Genomic DNA, 17,261 nt, shown 5'->3' with positions numbered 1-17,261 from the left:
AATGGCGAAATAAATGCGGGTGTCTAACACTATTTTTCAATATTAGTGGCTTTTATGATATGTGAGCGGTAGCTTCTTTGGGAAGTTAAAACAAGACCACCTCAATACGCAGAGATAAGCTGTTGCGTTCAGGTGTGCTAGCCCATGCTTCTATTTTCTTATTCTAGGGCTAAGCCTAAGGCAATGATTTATAAGGAGATTTTGTATGCGTATTTATTTTATTTTTGGGGTGCTTTGTCTTTTATTGATGGCCTGTGGTGAATATTCACAAAAAGCGAACAAACATTCTGAGGAACTGAATGCCAAAGTTAAGCCGGCGAGCAAAGTCACCAAAGCGCATAACTTGTCTGTAGAGAAGCAACTGCCCTTCTCCAATGACTTGGATTTCCAGCTAGCCAAACGTGGGTTTATTGCCACGATTCCGGGAGCACAGGTTACAAACGCTATGGGAAGGGAGATCTATGGACTGGCTCAGATGCAATTTCTAGATGGGGCGCCAAAGGATACAGTTAATCCGAGTCTTTGGCGGCAGGCTCAACTTAATGCTTTGAATAATGGGTTGTTTGAAGTTGTTGAGGGGATTTACCAGGTTCGCTCACTAGACCTAGCCAATATGACCTTGATCAAAGGGGAAACGGGATGGATTGTTATTGATCCCCTAACCTCTATGGAGACAGCTGCTGCTGGCTTGGCCCTGGCTAATAGGACGTTAGGCAATAGGCCTGTTAGCGCTGTAATTTTTACCCACAGCCATGCGGATCATTTTGCCGGTGTAGCGGGAGTTCTCACCATGCAACAGCTAGCCGAAGGAAGTGTGGAAATTATCGCGCCTGACGGATTTTCCGAGGAGGCAATCAGTGAGAATGTACGCTCGGGCAATGTGATGCAGCGGCGGGCGCTCTACCAATTTGGGGACCTGTTACCATCCAGCCCAGATGGATTTGTGTCCTCGGGTCTTGGCAATCGCGTGTCTGATGGAGAGCACGGTATTGCAACGCCTACACAGTTGATTCCCGAAGAAGGGGCAGAGATGAAAATAGATGGTGTAGATATCATCTTTATGAGCACCCCTGGAGCCGAAGCTCCAACTGAGATGGTCTTCTTCTTTCCCCAGTTTAACGCCCTATGTATGAGTGAGATTGCCAATCACACTTTACATAATATCTATACGCTTCGCGGCGCTAAAACTCGGGATGCGCTGGCGTGGAGTCGCTACATAGAGAGAGCCATGGAAAAATTTGGTGGAGATACCCAGGTGGTTTTCAGTAGCCATCACTGGCCCACCTGGGGAAATAGTGAGGTGCTGGATTACCTAGTAAAGCAACGAGATCTCTACAAATATATTCACGATCAGACTCTACGCCTGGCTAACCATGGCCACGACATGATCGAAATCGCCGAACAAATACAATTGCCAGAGGCGCTCTCCCACACCTGGGCTAACCGGGGTTATTACGGTACGGTCAATGTGGGCGCAAAAGCGGTGTACAACCGTTATCTAGGATATTTTGATGGGAACCCTTCCAATCTACACCCACTCCCTCAGGAAGAAGCCGCGCTTCACTATGTAGAGTATATGGGGGGGGAAGAAGAAATAATGAAACGGGCACGGCAGGATTTTTCCCGGGGAAATTACCGTTGGGTGGCGATGGTGTTAAAGCACTTGGTTTTTGCTGAGCCAAAAAATCAGGAGGCCCGTTATTTATTGGCGGATGCTTTCGAACAGCTGGGGTATCAGGCGGAGTCTGGAATTTGGCGCAATTTTTATTTAAGCGGTGCCAGGGAGTTACGCCACGGAGTTGAGTTCCGTGAGGAGATGCAGCCGCCGGAAGAAATTGTTGCGCGGGTGCCTCTACAACTTCTATTCGATGCCATGGCGGTGCGCCTTAATGGGGAGAAGGCGGCGGAAGCGGATATCCGCTTAAATATTGAGATGACGGACAACAAAAATAAATACTTAGTGGTCGTTAAAAATGGAGTTTTACACGGTTATCCAGATCGACACAGTGAAGATCCCTCAGCGAGTCTGGCACTAAGTAGCACCGACCTGCGACTGATGTTCAGTGGTTTGGTCGGTGCTCCCACCATGATCAAGGAGGGGCGCTTAAAGGTGCGCGGCAATCCCTTGGCTTTGATCCAGTTTGGCAGACTCTTCGATAAGTTTGATAGGAACTTCAACCTGGTGACCCCTTAATTGGGAGATGCCGGGCAAGGTGGGCAACAGTTTGTCGGGCCTAATATCACCCGTTACTCGTTGCGGTATGAGTCCCTGATAAGTGGATGAGGCCGGCTTCGCTTTTAGAGCAAAATTGTTACAAGTAGCCTCAACTTTGAGTGCCGGTGACATGCCGCTTTCCTTGGAAGTGAAGTCCACACCGTTATTACCACTGCGCGCGGCAATAACAAGCCCGGTATTTATACCGCTAAGCCAACTATTGAGAAGCCCGGAAGACAGAAGATCGATACTTTCTAAACCCTTATAAAAAGGCACAAAGCTCTCTGCCAGATTGCCACGTACCGATGAGCCCCCCACAGAGTTCCAGGTGGCGTTTTCCTCACTCCAGTTATTGGCGGCCTGGTAGATACCGAAAGTGCTACCCGATCGATTCGTGACATTCAGCTGCAGAATGGCAGAGCTGATAGAGGAGCAGCCGGAAAGACTGCCTAGATCAAATTTAATCAGTGTGTAGAGTGTCCCATAGGTGTGGTCACTCCCATCGGCCAGTAGTCCTTCGGGGTCATGGTTAAAATTATTTGATGCGTAACGGGAGGAGATAAACACATCATCGCTTATTGGTAGGGAAAAGCTGCCGTTACTATCTGAGCTCTCTTGAATCACGCTGCGACCAGCGTTATTAGCGATCAAATTCATGGATTCCCCCAGGCGGTTGGCGGTCCACCAATTCACATTATCTGGCAGGATGAGTGGATCGGCGGCCCGCGCCTCCCGAGTCAGAGTTTCTGCAGTGTCATCGAACTGTGCGGTGCGCACTACCAGTCCACTTTCACTCACCTGGATGACCTTAAACTGCTGGATACTGGCCATGTCGATGGTCCAGGTTTTGGCGTCGTTAGCGGAACGCGCTGGAGCGCCCCAACTCCCTTCCCCCACGTAAACGGTACCGCCGTTGGTGGTGGTAGAAAAGTTATTGCCACTGGGTATCACGGCCTCAGTCATTTTGGTGAGATGAGTATCGGATTCCACCACCAGGTTCATCGCATAGTCGTAAAATGGCTGCGCCCACCAGTTAAATAAAGTGGGATTGTCAGACTTGCCGCTGTAATGGGGGAACATGGGCTTGTGATATTGGGCGAGACGCCAGCTGGCGGCGCTGCCATAGCTGGATAAATCGCTCGACAGCCAATTATTCATTGCGCTGGCGTAAGAGGACCATCCACTATTCTGAAACTGGCTATTTAAGGTGTAAATACGCAGTAAAGGTGACACCTGCACGGCACCATAAGTGTCGCTGGGCGAACAGTCTCCATCGCCATTAAAATCCACGCCGAAGACTTCGCAGATGGTCGAGTAATTATCATCTTCGTGATTGCCGTGAGTGGGGATCAATGGGTAGATTCGCTTGTAGCTATAACCATCAATCGTATCGCTGGAGTAAGTCAACTCCCAGTCGTCGAGGAATTCACGCATTTCTGAGGCGCTATTGGCGTTGGTGAAGTCGCCGCCATGCATCACTGCGAGAGGGCGTATTTTAGCTAGCAGAGTATTTCCCTGGCGACGAGTGGTATGTCCTGTGCGGGTATCACCACCGGCAATTACTACAAAAGGCGCGTTTTCTGCTGGAGCTGTCCTAAACCAAAATCGCTCACCACAGCCATTTTGGTCACATACACGAAAATAAACAGGAGAGTCCGCATTCAAATTTTGCAGGCGTACAAAATGGCTGGTGATACCGCTATCGAATGTTTCGCTATTGCTGACAAATGCGCTGTTCCAGCTGCTTTCATTGGTGGAGTAACCGTAGCTGACATAGGGATTACTGCTGTTGCCATCTGGAGAAAAACCGATGACAGCACTGCTGGAAGCATCGCCATCCCAGGCAAGGCGGTAGTGTTTGGTGGCGGCACTGACGTTGACTGCCAGCAACAATGTCGAAAAAGTGAGAGCGGGGCCTATGTATCGTATCATTGCGGAAATTCCTCTGCAAAGTTGGGACTTTTTGTGAGAGGCCACCGCCTGGAGGGGGCAGGTTGGTGGCGCGCAGGAATTATTGGGGAACGATGTGACAGATGCTTGAACGATTGGTTACCAAGCGTGTGAAAGCTGCATTGCGGTAGGGAATTGTGACGGTTTGCCCATTTATAAAATTGACCGCTGCGCCACCGACTTTTAGATAGGAGTAGATGCCTTCGAGGGGGAGGTCGCCATCACTGGTCCAGTAATCACCGCGCTGGGTTTTGGGGAAGTATCCAGTTTCGATACTGGGGCTTCCCAGCTGTGCGTCTGGAGCCACCAGTGAACGCAGTTCGCTGGCGGAGGGCAGGCGCCAATGTTTTGCATCACAGAGTTGTTCCCGGTTAGTGTGCCGGATTAAATCCTCTGTGTCACAGCGCTCTGCTTCGAAATAACAATCTCCATTATTGGCAACGCCCTGATTGTTTAATAGCCGCGAATAAGTCCAACGTCCATCGTGAATGTCCTCACTATCTGTCTTGACCTCCCACAGCAGACCGCTGCGGCTATCGCAGACACAGGACCAGGGGCCCTCCCAGGTATCCATTACTTTTCCCTCAGCGCTCACTTTTAGAAGGTGGTATTGCTGCGGTTTTGGAGCCTGTGGTGTGTGGATAACGGCAGCACCAATCAGACAGGCGGGGAGAATAAAAATCAAAAAGAGTCGCGTGATCATAGCGCTTTACTCAGATTCAGTTGGATGGCTCTGGTATGACGGGTGTGGGCAACTTGTGCGCGATCAAATGCGGAAACCCACAGGCAGGTGCCATCTTCGATAGGAATGTCCAGGGGAGAGGCTGTATTTAATTTGCGTACAAGCTCTAGCGACCAGTATCCATCACGCCAAATACCTTTGGCTCTAACATCCGCACGATCACCCTCGAAGCGATTGGAGGTATAAAGTACCGAAGGCATTAGAGTTCCTGGTGCTATCCGGTCGCTTTCTGCTGAGTAAGGTTGGTAATCAAACCAGGAGATGGTCCAATCAAGCTCCTGGCCTTCTTTAACATTTTGAAAGGGAGCCAATACATTAGCATCACTAGGCAAGCGTTTAGGAGTGATGCCAGTGGGGGAATACCATTTCCAGTTCAGTAAATAAGCACCGGATTCCTTTGCATCCTGTTGGTAACCTGCCGTGTAGCGGCGTTTACCTGCACGCACTTTATCTGGCGCGCCGATAAAATTGTCATCCGCCAGATACATTTTATTAGTGCGTACTGCTTTCCAGTGCCAAAGATCGTGAAGTTGCCCCGATTGGCTGTAGTGATACCCCTTGCCATGCCAGTTTGATGGCTTGTTTGCCAGTGGTGAACGTCCGAGATGGGCGGTGCCAGCACCTCCGAAGTCACAGTGACTGGAAAGTAACAAGGCAAATTTGTCTTCGTAAAAATTCTTTTCATCAAAATTATCAAAACCTTGCTGCTGGATCTTCCAACCTTGATCCGTTTTTATCAGGGGTAAATGAGTCAGGCTTTCTGTGGGATCCTGCCAGGAAATATGAAAATAAATCTCCTCACCATTTTGCAGAGCTTTGAGATGCACATCAGTACGACCTTGATAAAAATTTGCGCCGCCATCGGTACTGATTTTTAGTGGCTGAGCTTTTGCCCATTGGGGTTCATCGGCATGGCCATCAATATCAATGATCGTATGGATAGGAATTGAGGTTACCGGCAGTTGATAATAAGAAAATTTGGTCAGAAGCAGCCAACCGCTGAGCAGAAAGATGGGCAGCAAACTACATAGCAATGCCAGTTGAACTCTTCTGTTTGTGGCTGGCTTGAGGATATAGAGAAGAGCACTTTGCCCGAACTGCAGTAGATAAACGCCTGCGTGTAGAAAAATATAGACGCTGAGTCCAAGCGCGGCGAAAAAATGTAATATTCGGACCAGTGATAACTGGCCTACCCCAGCAAAGAGCAGCCAGCCACTGGCCAACGAGATGCCAATGAGGCTAATGCCCCCCCAGGTGACTACTCGGTGGTAATTCCATTGTTTATGAGCGCATGATTGTTCAATTCGATAAAGTCGAATAGCATTCGAGTATAAATAAGAAAGGGCAACCAGCGAAAGCAGGAGTGCAGAGAAGAAATGTACACTGTGTACCTCTCCCTGGGGCAGCAGTTCTTCAATTGAGGCAATGGCGGGTTTAGTGAGTGTGGCAATACGCAACCCACTGAAAAGACTGCAGATCACTGCTATTGCTAATGCAGTATGCAGCAGTATCCACATGGGGCTTTTTGATCTGTCAGACATAATTAGGCCCTAAAAAAGCCCACAGGCTATCGGCGGGATATGACAGTTTAGAGAAACTTATGTGGCTCTGAGAAATGGTTAAAACTCATTACTCCGCCAAAATGCAGTCTTTGCTAGAAAAGTGATGTAGGGAGATACGTTGAAAATATTTAAGTCATGCTTAATTAGGTGGAATTGCAGGCAGTCTTGGCGACGCTAAGTTTTACTTACAGATTTAAGAGCTAAGTTAGTCGCGTAATGGCGTTATTTTGAAGCTTTCTCGTACTTCGAGGATTTCTGACAGGGCGCTTAGTTGTGGCCTATCTTTGCGCCAGTTGAAGTCTTCGTGCCGAAAATCTAGGTATGAAAGTGCTGAGCCGAGCGCAATTTGTAGAAGACAAAATGTCTGGGGAAATTGAAGGACTCTGGCTTCAAAAAAATCCAGGGTACGATTGATTGCACTGTTGTAGCGCTGCCACCAAAATTCTGACTGAAGCCCTTCACGCCCGCGAATTTTCTCTACCTGTCTGTGAACCAAGATCTCCATTAGACCTGAGGACACACTATAGAGTGTTTTTAAATTCCAGTCATTGTCTATCGCAGAGCTGAGGTGGCCTTCTCCAAGTTGTTTATCTAGGAACTCACAGATCACTTCGCTATCCATAATAACGTTGCCGTTATCTAAGGTCAGGCAGGGAACTTTACCTAAAGGATTATTGGATATTAAATCATTTGTATTGTGAAAAGGGTGAGAAAAAACCTCACTAACGCGGGAGTGTAACTTGAGTTCTTCTATAACAATTCGGGTTTTTCGGGCAAAGGGGGAGGAGTAAGTCAGAAAGAGTTGCATAACGGCGCTTAATCACTCAACCACTCTATATGGTCGGCATTGGTGATGAGGCGCCGCTAATTTTGCAAAATAACTACTAATGATGGGGAATGACATCAGTAATACGGTTATAGAGGTGTTGTTTGAGATAGGCACGTTGTTTTTTTAGTCTTGAATAGTGATCGTCATCAGTGCCGATGCCACTATCCTGTAGTCCTCTAATTTGTTTATCCAGTTTTCGATATTGGTCGTTATCTAGCTTGAATTCTAAGTCATTCCTGATCAGGTGCTTGATAGTATCGGCGTACTCGGGAAAATCTAACTCCAGCTCATGCGCGGCTATGGACATATAAAACCTCCCCTCCATTCAGTTAAAGCATCAAGGATAATATTAGTTTGTGAATTTGAAGTCACAAAAATCACCACCAAGAAGCAGACTGGGCTGCTAATCATTGGACGATGATTTACCCCCGTTGTTTCAAGCTGATAACGTATTAGGCGGCTAATTTTTAGGTGTGAAAAGGTTGTTCAATTATAGGATTTCTTGAAGGCGGTATTCTTTATGAAGAAAAATTCTAACAAAAGAAAATTTTAGAATGCCAGTTTTTTTAGAGAGTATGCTTGTGATTGATCAGAAGTTTACTCTGAGTGTGTCGTTTATGACATTGTAAGGCGAAAGTGATGGTGAAATGTTAATGGCTTTCGGTATTGCCGCATTCGTAATTTTTACATTGATAAAAAATGAAATTTAACTAATTGGAAGTTTTGTTGGTTGGGTACACAAAAAAGCCTGGCAAATATTATTGCCAGGCCTTAGGTGTGTCGATGTTATCTAAATTTTAATTAATAAAATTTAGGCTTTATGCGGAGGCTTCTAATGGAGCAAAGCGCAACTGACGTCTTTGCAACAGCTCTCCGAGATACAACTTTAAGTAAGCTGCAGCGGCACGCTTGCCCTCTGCGGCGGCTTCCTCGGTAATTCTTCCGAAACGCGAGTACGCCTGGGAACAAAACGAATCATTGATATTGATGGCGCACATAAAGCGGTCGCGCCAGTCCTGTGATGGAGGCAACTCAAATTCGCGAGACAGATTCTTAATCAAGGTATCTGCCAAGCGCCAGTTGTTTTCCATCTGTAATTGACGTAGAGCCCAGCTGGACTGTGGCCCATAGTGTACTTTGAGTGCGGAGATATTATCTTCGTAATAACTACGCACTAAGTCGCACAGGTGGTAGAGCATATCTTGCCAGCTATCCGCTGGTGAGAAATCAGAGTGCCCCAGTACCACATCGCCAAATGACTTGTAGTGACGTTCCGCCAGAGCGGTAAGGCTGGCATCTACGCTTGGGAAAAAGTGGTACACGGATGCAGCTGGGACCCCGGCTACCTGGCTCAGATTGGCTAGACTTATGTCCGTGGAATCCTGCTCGGCAATGAGGGTTTCCAGCGCGTCGAGAAGCTTTTCATACTTCTCACGGCCGTTTTTACGTTGTGGTTTGCGCGGACTAGCAGTGTCGCGCCGGCTAATAGCACGTCGATCGATTTGGTTCAAATTCACCTCCCCTTAGACAAGCGCAGTTGGCAAGCGCCAGAAGTGCGCTTTACTTCCTTGTAAAAAATTGTCTTCTGGAATTGATGATTATTATCGTACCAATTTCGGGGAGCAAGGGGATTTTGTTCGAATTGTGGGATAGTTCCGCGCTGGCGGATTAATTTTGATCAAGTGTTACTATCCCACACAATTCGAAAAAGGTTGTGCTAATGGTAGTGAAGTTCGGAAGCTTTACCGCGAAACACATAGTACGAGAATGCCGTATAGATCAGTATGATCGGCACTACAATCAGTGCGCCCACTAAAATGAATTTCAGTGAAGCGGTGGCACTGGCTGCCTGCCAGATATTCAGCTGCCCAGGCACTATGTCGGGAAAGAAGCTAAAAGCCAGGCCGATAAAGCACATCAGAAAAATAGTCACTACCAATGTGAAGGGCAGCGCACTGTGCCTATCGTTGGCTTTGGGTAACCTGGCCAGCAGGAGGTCATTAAAAATAAAAGCCAGAAAACACAGGGTGGGTATCAGGAGTACGAACATCACCAGTGGATAGCTGAACCAACGATCAAAAACGGCTGGATTGACCAGTGGATTGATCGTGGAGACTGAGACTACGCCAAGGAGAGTCGCCCGCCCAGCCCGACGCGCCCAGCGTACTGCCCGTTCCTGCAACAGTGACTCGGTTTTCAATACCAGCCAGGCCGAGCCCATATAGCTGTAGGCGGCAGTTACCCCCAGGGCACTGACTGCAGAGAAAAGCTGTGCCTGCCAGCCAGGCTGGAACCCCATCACATATTGCCCCAGCATATAACCTTGGGCCAGGCTGGTGATTATGGATCCTGCTTTAAACGTCCTGTCCCAGGCGAGCTTGTGTCCCACGGCCGCTTTGGCGCGGAAGTCAAAAGCCACACCGCGCAAAATCAGCCCCACCAGCATTATCGCTGCTGGAATATAGAGATGCATCAGCACTAGGTTGTGGGCGATGGGAAAGGCGATAAGCAACAGGCCGATGGCGAGCACCAGCCAGGTTTCATTGGCATCCCAGAAAGGACCAATCGAGGCAATCATGGTGTCCCGCTGGGGCTCATCCTCCTTACCCAGGGGGAGGAGAATACCCACCCCAAGGTCGTAACCATCCAAAATGGCGTAAACCAGTACTGCTAGACCCATTAGGCCGATAAAGACAACGGGTAGCCAATAGGCTGCGGATGATGCGGCCTCATTCATGGGATTCCCCCTTGGATTGCTCTTGGGTGGATTTCGGTAGGTTGGTCAGGCTGCCACCGGCGAGAGGTTCTTTGGTTTCAAACTCCTCCACTTTGACCGATTTCAAAGCCATTACTTTTAGGGTGTGAATATAGGCATAGAGCAGGATGACATAGACAAGCAGATATAGGGTGAGAGAGAAGCCCACATGGGAAGGTGGAATCTGGGTTACGGCATCTGCGGTTTTGAGAACCCCGGTCACAAGCCATGGTTGCCGACCAATTTCAGTGACATACCAGCCTGCTAAGGTGGCTACCCAACCTGCGAACGTCATTCCTACCAGGGTTTTGAGCGCCCAGTTGGGTAGCTCTTTGCGCCGCCAGAGGAGGTAGCAACCTCCCCAGGCGACAGCCAGCATTAATATCCCCATACCCACCATAATTCGGAAGGCGAAGAAAACGGGTGCAACCGGCGGATGATCATTGGGGAATTCTTCGATACCTTTTATTTCTCCATTTAAATCATGGGTCAGAATAAAGCTGGCCATTTTGGGGATAGCTATCTCGAAATGATTGGTCTTCTTCTCACCATCGGGTATTGCAAAGAGTAATAGTGGCGCGCCCCTTTCGGTCTCCCATACTCCCTCCATTGCCGCCACTTTCTGCGGCTGATACTTAAAAGTGTTAAGACCGTGTAGGTCGCCGACAAAAATCTGGATTGGAATAAAAACAGCTGCCAATACTAATCCGGTTTTTAGTGCTAGCCGCGGTGCACGCTTTGGGTCACCTTTAAGTATCCGGTAAGCAGAGATACCTGCGACAAAGAAGGCTGCAGTGAGACCCGAGGCCAGTAGCATATGAGTGAGGCGATAGGGAAAAGAGGCATTAAAAATAATAGCCAGCCAGCTCTCTGGGTAGGCGACACCATCTCGTAGTTCAAAGCCGGATGGGGTCTGCATCCAGGAATTGAGTGCAATGATCCAGAAGGCGGAAAGTGTGGTGCCAATAGCCACTACAAAGGCTGAGAAGGTGTGAACTTTGCTGGGGACACGATTTATTCCAAACAACATGATACCTAGAAAAGTGGCTTCCAGAAAAAAAGCGGTAAGCACTTCATAACCCAAGAGAGGCCCGGCGATATTGCCAACCCGTGCCATAAATCCTGGCCAGTTGGTACCAAATTGGAAAGACATAGTGATGCCACTAACGACACCGAGCGCGAAGGTTAGGGCAAAAACCTTTACCCAAAAACGATAGGCTCTCATCCAAACCGGATTATCAGTTTGGTCGTAGCGAAGCTTGAAGAAAACAATAATCCAGGCGAGGGCTATTGTGATGGTGGGAAATAGAATATGAAAACTGATATTGGCCGCAAACTGTATTCGAGAGAGGATCAGAGTATCTAGCATGGGAGCCTCTGCTGGTCGGACTAATTTATTAACCAGATAACCGGGCGACTCTTCCTGATAGGCCCGGGGGTGCCCGTTAAACACCATTGCAGGAGTATGGACCCACGGTGTTTATTGAGCGGCTGCCGACGTTGTGTCGGCGGCGGTTTATCCTTTTACCGCCTGTCTTGGTTGCCCAGCGGGCAATTCAGGTATAGGTTTATTCTGGAGCCTTTCCTCCTGTCATTTTACTTTTCAGCTCCAGTAGCTTGACGATGCCGGAGCCCAGTTTCATTAGCTTGAGTAAATCGTCGTGTTCCAGCTTGCTTAGGGTGTTGGCAAACTCTTCAAGTAATTCCAGCAGACTGTAGACTTCTTGAATTTTCTCCTGAGCCTGTGCTTCTTGTTCATCCTGAGGCTCATTGAGCAAGAGCTGGCGCAATAGGCTCAGGGTGGGGTCCAGTTCACGTTTACGTCGCTCTTCAAATACAGTTCGAGCAAGCTCCCAGATGGAGCCTGCAGCGGTGAAATAGTCTTTTCGGTCACCTGGCTGGTGCTGTAGCTCAATAAGGCGCCAGGCCTGCAGTTCTTTGAGGCCCATACTCACATTGCCACGACTGATCTTCAGTGCCTGAGCCAGCTGCTCGGCATTTAGGGGGGAAGGGTGGATGGTAAGCAGGGCAAACATCTGGCCCACGGTGCGATTAAAACCCCACCGGCTGCCCATTTCTCCAAAGTGCAGTACAAAAGCCTGGGCTTGACTGGATAGTTTCATTTTCTTCTTAAGTTTCAGAAATTTCTGAAAATTGTAAATGTAAATTGATCCAAGTCAATAAATAATTGGAAAAATTTTGTTTTAAGTTTTTTGCTGTGGGTGTGGATAAGTAAATTGTCAGGGGGGACGGGCCCACAAGTAGTGGTAGGCAGAAAGTGTTTTCTCTCAGGACGTTATGGGTGTTTCAGAGGGAGTGATGCCTGTGCTCTACGCGGCCAGTCGCTAGGTACAATAAAGCCGCGACCCATTTCACCTTCTTGGCCCATAAGAGCAAAACATAGAGGCTTATCAATTACTGAGCTCTGTAGTTCGGCCATAAGTTGCTCAAAAGAGACGCCGTGGGGTTCTTCCCATTCTATTGATGCTAGCCAGGCTTTTTTGGGAAGCTGGAGCCAGCGCAGGCCTGCTGAGATATTTCCTTGAGTGGCAAGGTTTCCGAGGGTTTCCAAGTCGGTCCACCAATTACTATTGCATAGTTGCTTCAGGTTACCCCCAGCTGTCCGATTACCAAAAGTTGGTAATCGGTTAAAGAGTCGGCCTGGCATCAGCGTCCACTGCCGATCAATATAAAGCTCCTGAGCTTCTAATAGAGGTTGTACGGATTGTTGATGGATGAGAGGCAGTTGATGTTCCGCCATACGCTTTAATTTGATATCCAGGCGATCCTTGAGGCCTGGGCCAACCCAGAAGCCGACGGGCTGAGCGAGGTAGAACTTCACCGCAACCTCCCAGTGCTCGCAGCGATTACTGGGTAGGTGATGAACCACAAAGTCCAGTTCGCCGAGAGTTCTACCCTCAATACGTAGGGGCAGGTTCTGGTGCAGCAATTGGTAATCGGGGTGGTATTGAAAAGCGAAAGACCAGAGTCGCTCAAAGTAAACGCCAAGCCGGTTGGTGGGTTTGTGCCGGTCGCCTTCAATCAGGTATGTTTCGAGCTTATCTATTAATTCTTGTTTGACTTCTTTGCAGGAAAAATAAGTGTGCAATTGGTTGCGGCGAGCCATAGGTAGCCATGGCAGGTCAATGGTGCTAATTGATTTGTCACTAGTATCAACAATATCGCTACTGCCCAGGGACCAAAGTAGGTTGGACCAGTCATCTACAATAGGGCTGTGAAGTCGATTGGTCATATAAACCCTGTCAGCGGCAAAAAAGCTCTCTGATTCTACCAGAGTCGGCACTTGACTTGGGACTGTGCTAGGGTTCATCTTCCAGAGAGATATTTAATAATAAAACTGCTGTCCCCCTATATCTCACCTCGTGTGGATTACACGTTTTTGCCAAAGCGTAATCTACATGGGATATGGGGAGATATAGCCAGACAATAATAAAAAGAGGAGGTGAATGTGGAATCAGGGCCTATGATCTCGATCGGTCTACCCATCGCACTGTTTATCATTATGGTGGGCATTGGAATGACCCTGACCGCCAGGGATTTCCATCAGGTGACGGTAAAACCAGGTGGGTTAGTGGTGGGCACACTTGCCCAGATTGTACTTATGCCACTTGTGGCTTTTGTTCTGTGTTGGGCGCTCAGTTTACCCGCACCGATAGCTGTGGGTTTGGTGATTATTGCAGCCTGCCCGGGTGGAACGACCTCAAACCTTTTTACGTTACTCGCTCGCGGTAATGTAGCGCTCTCCATAGTGTTAACGGTTTCGGCAAGTCTAATTACGATTCTGACCCTGCCGTTCTTCACCAATTTCGCCCTGCGCCAATACTTTGGAGCAGAGCAGGAAATCGTTCTCCCTTTTGCCAAAACTGTCGCCATGTTATCGGTGATAGTCTTGCTGCCCGTGGTGATTGGCATGTTGATACGGGCTTGGAACCCTCATTTGGCCAGCCGCGCTGAGGGCATTGTAAGTATTTTTGGGGCGTTGGTACTGGTCATTTTAGTGGTGGGGTTGGTGTGGGGTATGAGAGACCGGATTGGAGAGCTCATGCTGTTGGCCGGCCCCTCTACAATTTTGCTGAATTTACTGGGGGTGTTGACTGGCTTAATCATCAGCCACTTCAGTGGGCTTTCCCGGCGGGATGGTCTGGCAGTAGCTACCGAGCTGGGCATCAAGAACGGGACTATTGGTCTCATGGTGACCCTCACACTGATGCACTCCAGTGAAATGTCGGTGCCCTCAGCCGTATATGGAGTACTTATGTTTCCATCGGGGATGTTGCTTGCCTATTATGGCCGCAAGAAAGCGCGTGAAGCTGGCGAGGCAGGCGCGGCGGAGGCGGGCGGAGCTGGATGAAATCCTCTCAGTCCAACAGCTTTATATAGGTATCCAAGTGCGAGATATCCGGCACACTGATGCGACCGTAAGAGCACTCTATTAGTCCCTTGGATTCAATATTCTTTAATACCCGGTGTACTCCCTGCCGGGTCATCCCCATGGTGTTGGCGAGTAGTTCTTTGGTGAGGCGGAAACTGGTTGGGCCACTTTTTTCGCCGCCGTTGTGCATTTGGGCCATAAAAAGCAGACGTCGAGCAATTCGCGCTTCGGTACCACGTAGTACATCGTCCTGGATAATGGACATTACTGTCCAAAGCCTGAGGCTAATTTGTTCCAATGCTATTGGATAGGCTTCGGGGTGTTGTTTCATTTTTGCCCTCAAGATTTCACCCGGAATATCGACTACAGCACAATCAGTGTGAGCGCTTGCTCCAAATACTCGCGGAGTGCCAGGGCAAAATACGGTATCACCAAACCAAGCTCCACTATCTAAAATCGCAAGGGTCGCTTCGCGCCCGGAAAAATTACTGGAGCATATTCTTACTTGCCCTTCAGCGATAATTGAAAGGCGCTCCTGATGGGAGCCCGAAGGGTAGATGCTATCACCCTGAGAAAAGTACTGGCATTGTGCCTGTTGGGCTAAGAATTCTCGACCCTCACCGGGTAGGCCAGCTAGCAGTGGGCATTTATCAAGGAAGCTAATGTTTTTATTCATTTGCCAAGTGTAAACAATTTGACAGTGTTTACAGCAGGGATGATTCAGAATTTGAGCTCTAATAAAGCTGGGGAGAGGACGATGAAACTGGAAACCATACCTTCACTTGAGGGACGCGTTAGCGATGAAGAGTGGCAATTACGCATAGATTTGGCGGCGGCTTACCGATTGATCGCCTATTTTGGGTGGGACGATACTATTTTCACTCATCTCTCTGTACGTATTCCTGGGCCGGAATCACACTTTCTTATTAACCCTTTTGGAATGTTTTTCGATGAAATTACTGCTTCCAGTTTGGTAAAAATCGATTTGCAGGGGGAAAAAGTGGATGAAAGTGCGGCAATGGTGAATCCTGCAGGGTTTACTATTCACAGTGCAATTCATGAAGCGAGGAAAGATGCCCACTGCGTTATACATACCCATACTACTGCTGGAGTAGCTGTATCTGCTCATGCAGAGGGTTTACTGCCAATCTCGCAGCAATCACTATTTCCCCTTTCAAGTATTGCCTACCACGACTATGAGGGAATTGCTGTGCGCAAGGATGAAAAGTCACGTTTGGTGGCTGACCTGGGATCAGCGAACTATATGATCTTGCGCAATCACGGACTGTTAACCTGTGCTTCTACTATTCCTGATACCTTTTTAGCAATGTTTATATTGCAACGTGCCTGTGAAATTCAGGTTACAGCTCTTGCTGGTAACCCACCACTCACTCCGGTGCCTCAAAATATTGTGGATAAAATAGTGAGTGAAGGAGATATGGTTACCAGTAATCAAGGGGGGCTATTGGCTTGGCCTGGATTTTTAAGGAGGCTGGATAGAGTTAACCCTGGGTATACTGAATAGCATCTGTCCCAAATGCCCTGAATGTGATTTTAGGTTCTATATTTCAGGGCATTGATCAAAAATTTAAGATTTAAACTGGATACTGGGGAATTAAGCGCCACAATGAAAGGAACCCTGATTTAGACCTAGCTAATGGACTTTACTTTCAACAAAATGGAATTAATGTGGGCTTGTCGCCACCAATGAGTCCTCAAAGGCTAATCAACGGTATTCCAACATGCTCCAGTACTTTCTTAAAAAAAGATTAAAAAAACATGACTCTAATAATAATTTAAAGGTGGAGTCTCTGGTTTTAGGTCATCTTCTAGGCTTGAAGGCTCTGAATTGTGAGTCATCCGGCGTTGGCAATGATAAGCCGCATAACATAGTTGTTTCGCTGACTTCTTATAATAAGCGTATTTATGATGTTTACTTATGTATAGAAAGCCTTTATCAACAATCCTTGAGAGCAGATGCAATAATTCTATGGTTATCCTTACGTGATTTCCCCGATAGGAGATTACCTGAGATACTTCGAAAACAGCAGGCTAGAGGCCTACAAATTCATTTCGTGGAGAATGATTTTGGGCCTTATATGAAATATATGTATGCCTTTGATATGTTTCCAAATAGTCTCATTGTCACTGTGGATGATGATGTGCTTTATCCTTCAGATACTATCGATTTACTATATCAATCTTATTTGAGAGCTCCCTCACATATCCATTGTCATAGGGCACATAAGATTCTGCTAAACGGAAAAGGGGAATTGAAACCTTACGAAAGTTGGCGCTCTTATGGGCTAAATAGTGAGCCATCTCCTTTCCTTTTTGCTACGGGAATGGCTGGGGTTTTGTACCCTCCGGATTCATTACATGAGGATGCTTTCAATAGTAAAAAATTTATGGAGTTATGTCCTGCTGCTGATGATGTTTGGTTGAAGGCGATGAGTTTATTGCGAGGAAAATATGTTACTAGGGTTCCAGACTATCGATACTGGAGGGAACGCTTTCTTACTATTCAGGGGTCACAGATTCAACAGTTAAAGGAGATCAACTTGAGAGGGACAGGTGGTAATGACTGCAAGATTAAAAGGGTGTTTTCAGAGTATCAATTACTTGACTATTTACAGGAGCGAAATCAGCCTGTTTTAAGTCCTCACTAGGGGGTGACTTGGGTGAAAGATCAGAGCTGCCCCAGATAGGGGTAAGCTACTCAAGCACTTTTTTTTAGGTGAAAGAAACTGCCCCTCGGCCTTTAATTGGGTTTTTGTCCTAAATATGGTGTTTGAGTGGCCATTGGCTGTGGCAT

The 17,261-nt window shown here is 47.8% G+C and carries 15 protein-coding genes; 4 read left to right on the top strand and 11 right to left on the bottom strand.

The window, feature by feature from the left end:
* Positions 1-205: 205 nt before the first annotated feature.
* Complete coding sequence (locus ACJJI0_RS12045) at positions 206-2,194, top strand: alkyl/aryl-sulfatase (protein WP_444882754.1); 1,989 nt, start codon at positions 206-208, stop codon at positions 2,192-2,194.
* On the opposite strand, the gene ACJJI0_RS12040 is transcribed toward ACJJI0_RS12045, so the two are convergent.
* The 10 genes from ACJJI0_RS12040 to ACJJI0_RS11995 form a co-directional block, all read right to left on the bottom strand.
* Complete coding sequence (locus tag ACJJI0_RS12040) at positions 2,105-4,147, bottom strand: DNRLRE domain-containing protein (protein WP_444882753.1); 2,043 nt, start codon at positions 4,145-4,147, stop codon at positions 2,105-2,107. The genes ACJJI0_RS12045 and ACJJI0_RS12040 overlap by 90 nt on opposite strands.
* A gap of 79 nt (positions 4,148-4,226) precedes the next feature.
* On the bottom strand, positions 4,227-4,868 hold the full coding sequence (locus ACJJI0_RS12035) for an Lcl C-terminal domain-containing protein (RefSeq protein WP_444882752.1): 642 nt from the start codon (positions 4,866-4,868) through the stop codon (positions 4,227-4,229).
* Entirely contained in the window at positions 4,865-6,448 is a 1,584-nt protein-coding gene (locus tag ACJJI0_RS12030; protein ID WP_444882751.1) for an ethylbenzene dehydrogenase-related protein, read from the bottom strand. Before ACJJI0_RS12030 ends, ACJJI0_RS12035 begins: the two co-directional genes overlap by 4 nt.
* Before the next feature lie 226 nt (positions 6,449-6,674).
* On the bottom strand, positions 6,675-7,277 hold the full coding sequence (locus ACJJI0_RS12025; RefSeq protein WP_444882750.1) for a glutathione S-transferase N-terminal domain-containing protein: 603 nt from the start codon (positions 7,275-7,277) through the stop codon (positions 6,675-6,677).
* 76 nt (positions 7,278-7,353) lie between these two features.
* Positions 7,354-7,605, bottom strand: a complete 252-nt coding sequence (locus ACJJI0_RS12020) for an HP1242/YdcH family protein (RefSeq protein ID WP_444882749.1) — start codon at positions 7,603-7,605, stop codon at positions 7,354-7,356.
* 511 nt (positions 7,606-8,116) lie between these two features.
* Positions 8,117-8,809 (bottom strand): TetR/AcrR family transcriptional regulator, encoded by a 693-nt coding sequence (locus tag ACJJI0_RS12015; RefSeq protein ID WP_252083303.1) that lies wholly within the window; start codon positions 8,807-8,809, stop codon positions 8,117-8,119.
* A 206-nt stretch (positions 8,810-9,015) separates the two neighbouring features.
* On the bottom strand, positions 9,016-10,035 hold the full coding sequence (locus ACJJI0_RS12010; RefSeq protein ID WP_252083302.1) for a cytochrome d ubiquinol oxidase subunit II: 1,020 nt from the start codon (positions 10,033-10,035) through the stop codon (positions 9,016-9,018).
* Positions 10,028-11,422, bottom strand: coding sequence for a cytochrome ubiquinol oxidase subunit I (locus ACJJI0_RS12005; protein ID WP_252083301.1), 1,395 nt, complete (start codon positions 11,420-11,422; stop codon positions 10,028-10,030). Before ACJJI0_RS12005 ends, ACJJI0_RS12010 begins: the two co-directional genes overlap by 8 nt.
* A gap of 199 nt (positions 11,423-11,621) precedes the next feature.
* The gene (locus ACJJI0_RS12000; RefSeq protein ID WP_444882748.1) at positions 11,622-12,176 is read right to left on the bottom strand and encodes a GbsR/MarR family transcriptional regulator; all 555 of its coding nucleotides are present in this window, start codon (positions 12,174-12,176) and stop codon (positions 11,622-11,624) included.
* 173 nt (positions 12,177-12,349) lie between these two features.
* Complete coding sequence (locus ACJJI0_RS11995; RefSeq protein WP_444882747.1) at positions 12,350-13,306, bottom strand: DUF1853 family protein; 957 nt, start codon at positions 13,304-13,306, stop codon at positions 12,350-12,352.
* A 216-nt stretch (positions 13,307-13,522) separates the two neighbouring features.
* Here ACJJI0_RS11995 and ACJJI0_RS11990 point away from each other — a divergent pair, with 216 nt between their 5' ends.
* Positions 13,523-14,425, top strand: coding sequence for a bile acid:sodium symporter family protein (locus tag ACJJI0_RS11990; protein ID WP_444882746.1), 903 nt, complete (start codon positions 13,523-13,525; stop codon positions 14,423-14,425).
* Between the two features lie 7 nt (positions 14,426-14,432).
* On the opposite strand, the gene ACJJI0_RS11985 is transcribed toward ACJJI0_RS11990, so the two are convergent.
* Positions 14,433-15,122, bottom strand: a complete 690-nt coding sequence (locus ACJJI0_RS11985; RefSeq protein WP_444882745.1) for a Crp/Fnr family transcriptional regulator — start codon at positions 15,120-15,122, stop codon at positions 14,433-14,435.
* A gap of 81 nt (positions 15,123-15,203) precedes the next feature.
* On the opposite strand from ACJJI0_RS11985, the gene ACJJI0_RS11980 reads away from it, so the two are divergent.
* Positions 15,204-15,971, top strand: coding sequence for a class II aldolase/adducin family protein (locus ACJJI0_RS11980; RefSeq protein WP_444882744.1), 768 nt, complete (start codon positions 15,204-15,206; stop codon positions 15,969-15,971).
* Positions 15,972-16,188: 217 nt separating this feature from the next.
* Positions 16,189-17,115, top strand: a complete 927-nt coding sequence (locus ACJJI0_RS11975; protein WP_444882743.1) for a glycosyltransferase family 2 protein — start codon at positions 16,189-16,191, stop codon at positions 17,113-17,115.
* Positions 17,116-17,261: the final 146 nt, after the last annotated feature.

This window comes from Microbulbifer mixtoriginis (SeqCode), assembly GCF_052466695.1.
This window is presented reverse-complemented; position numbering and strand designations above follow the sequence as displayed.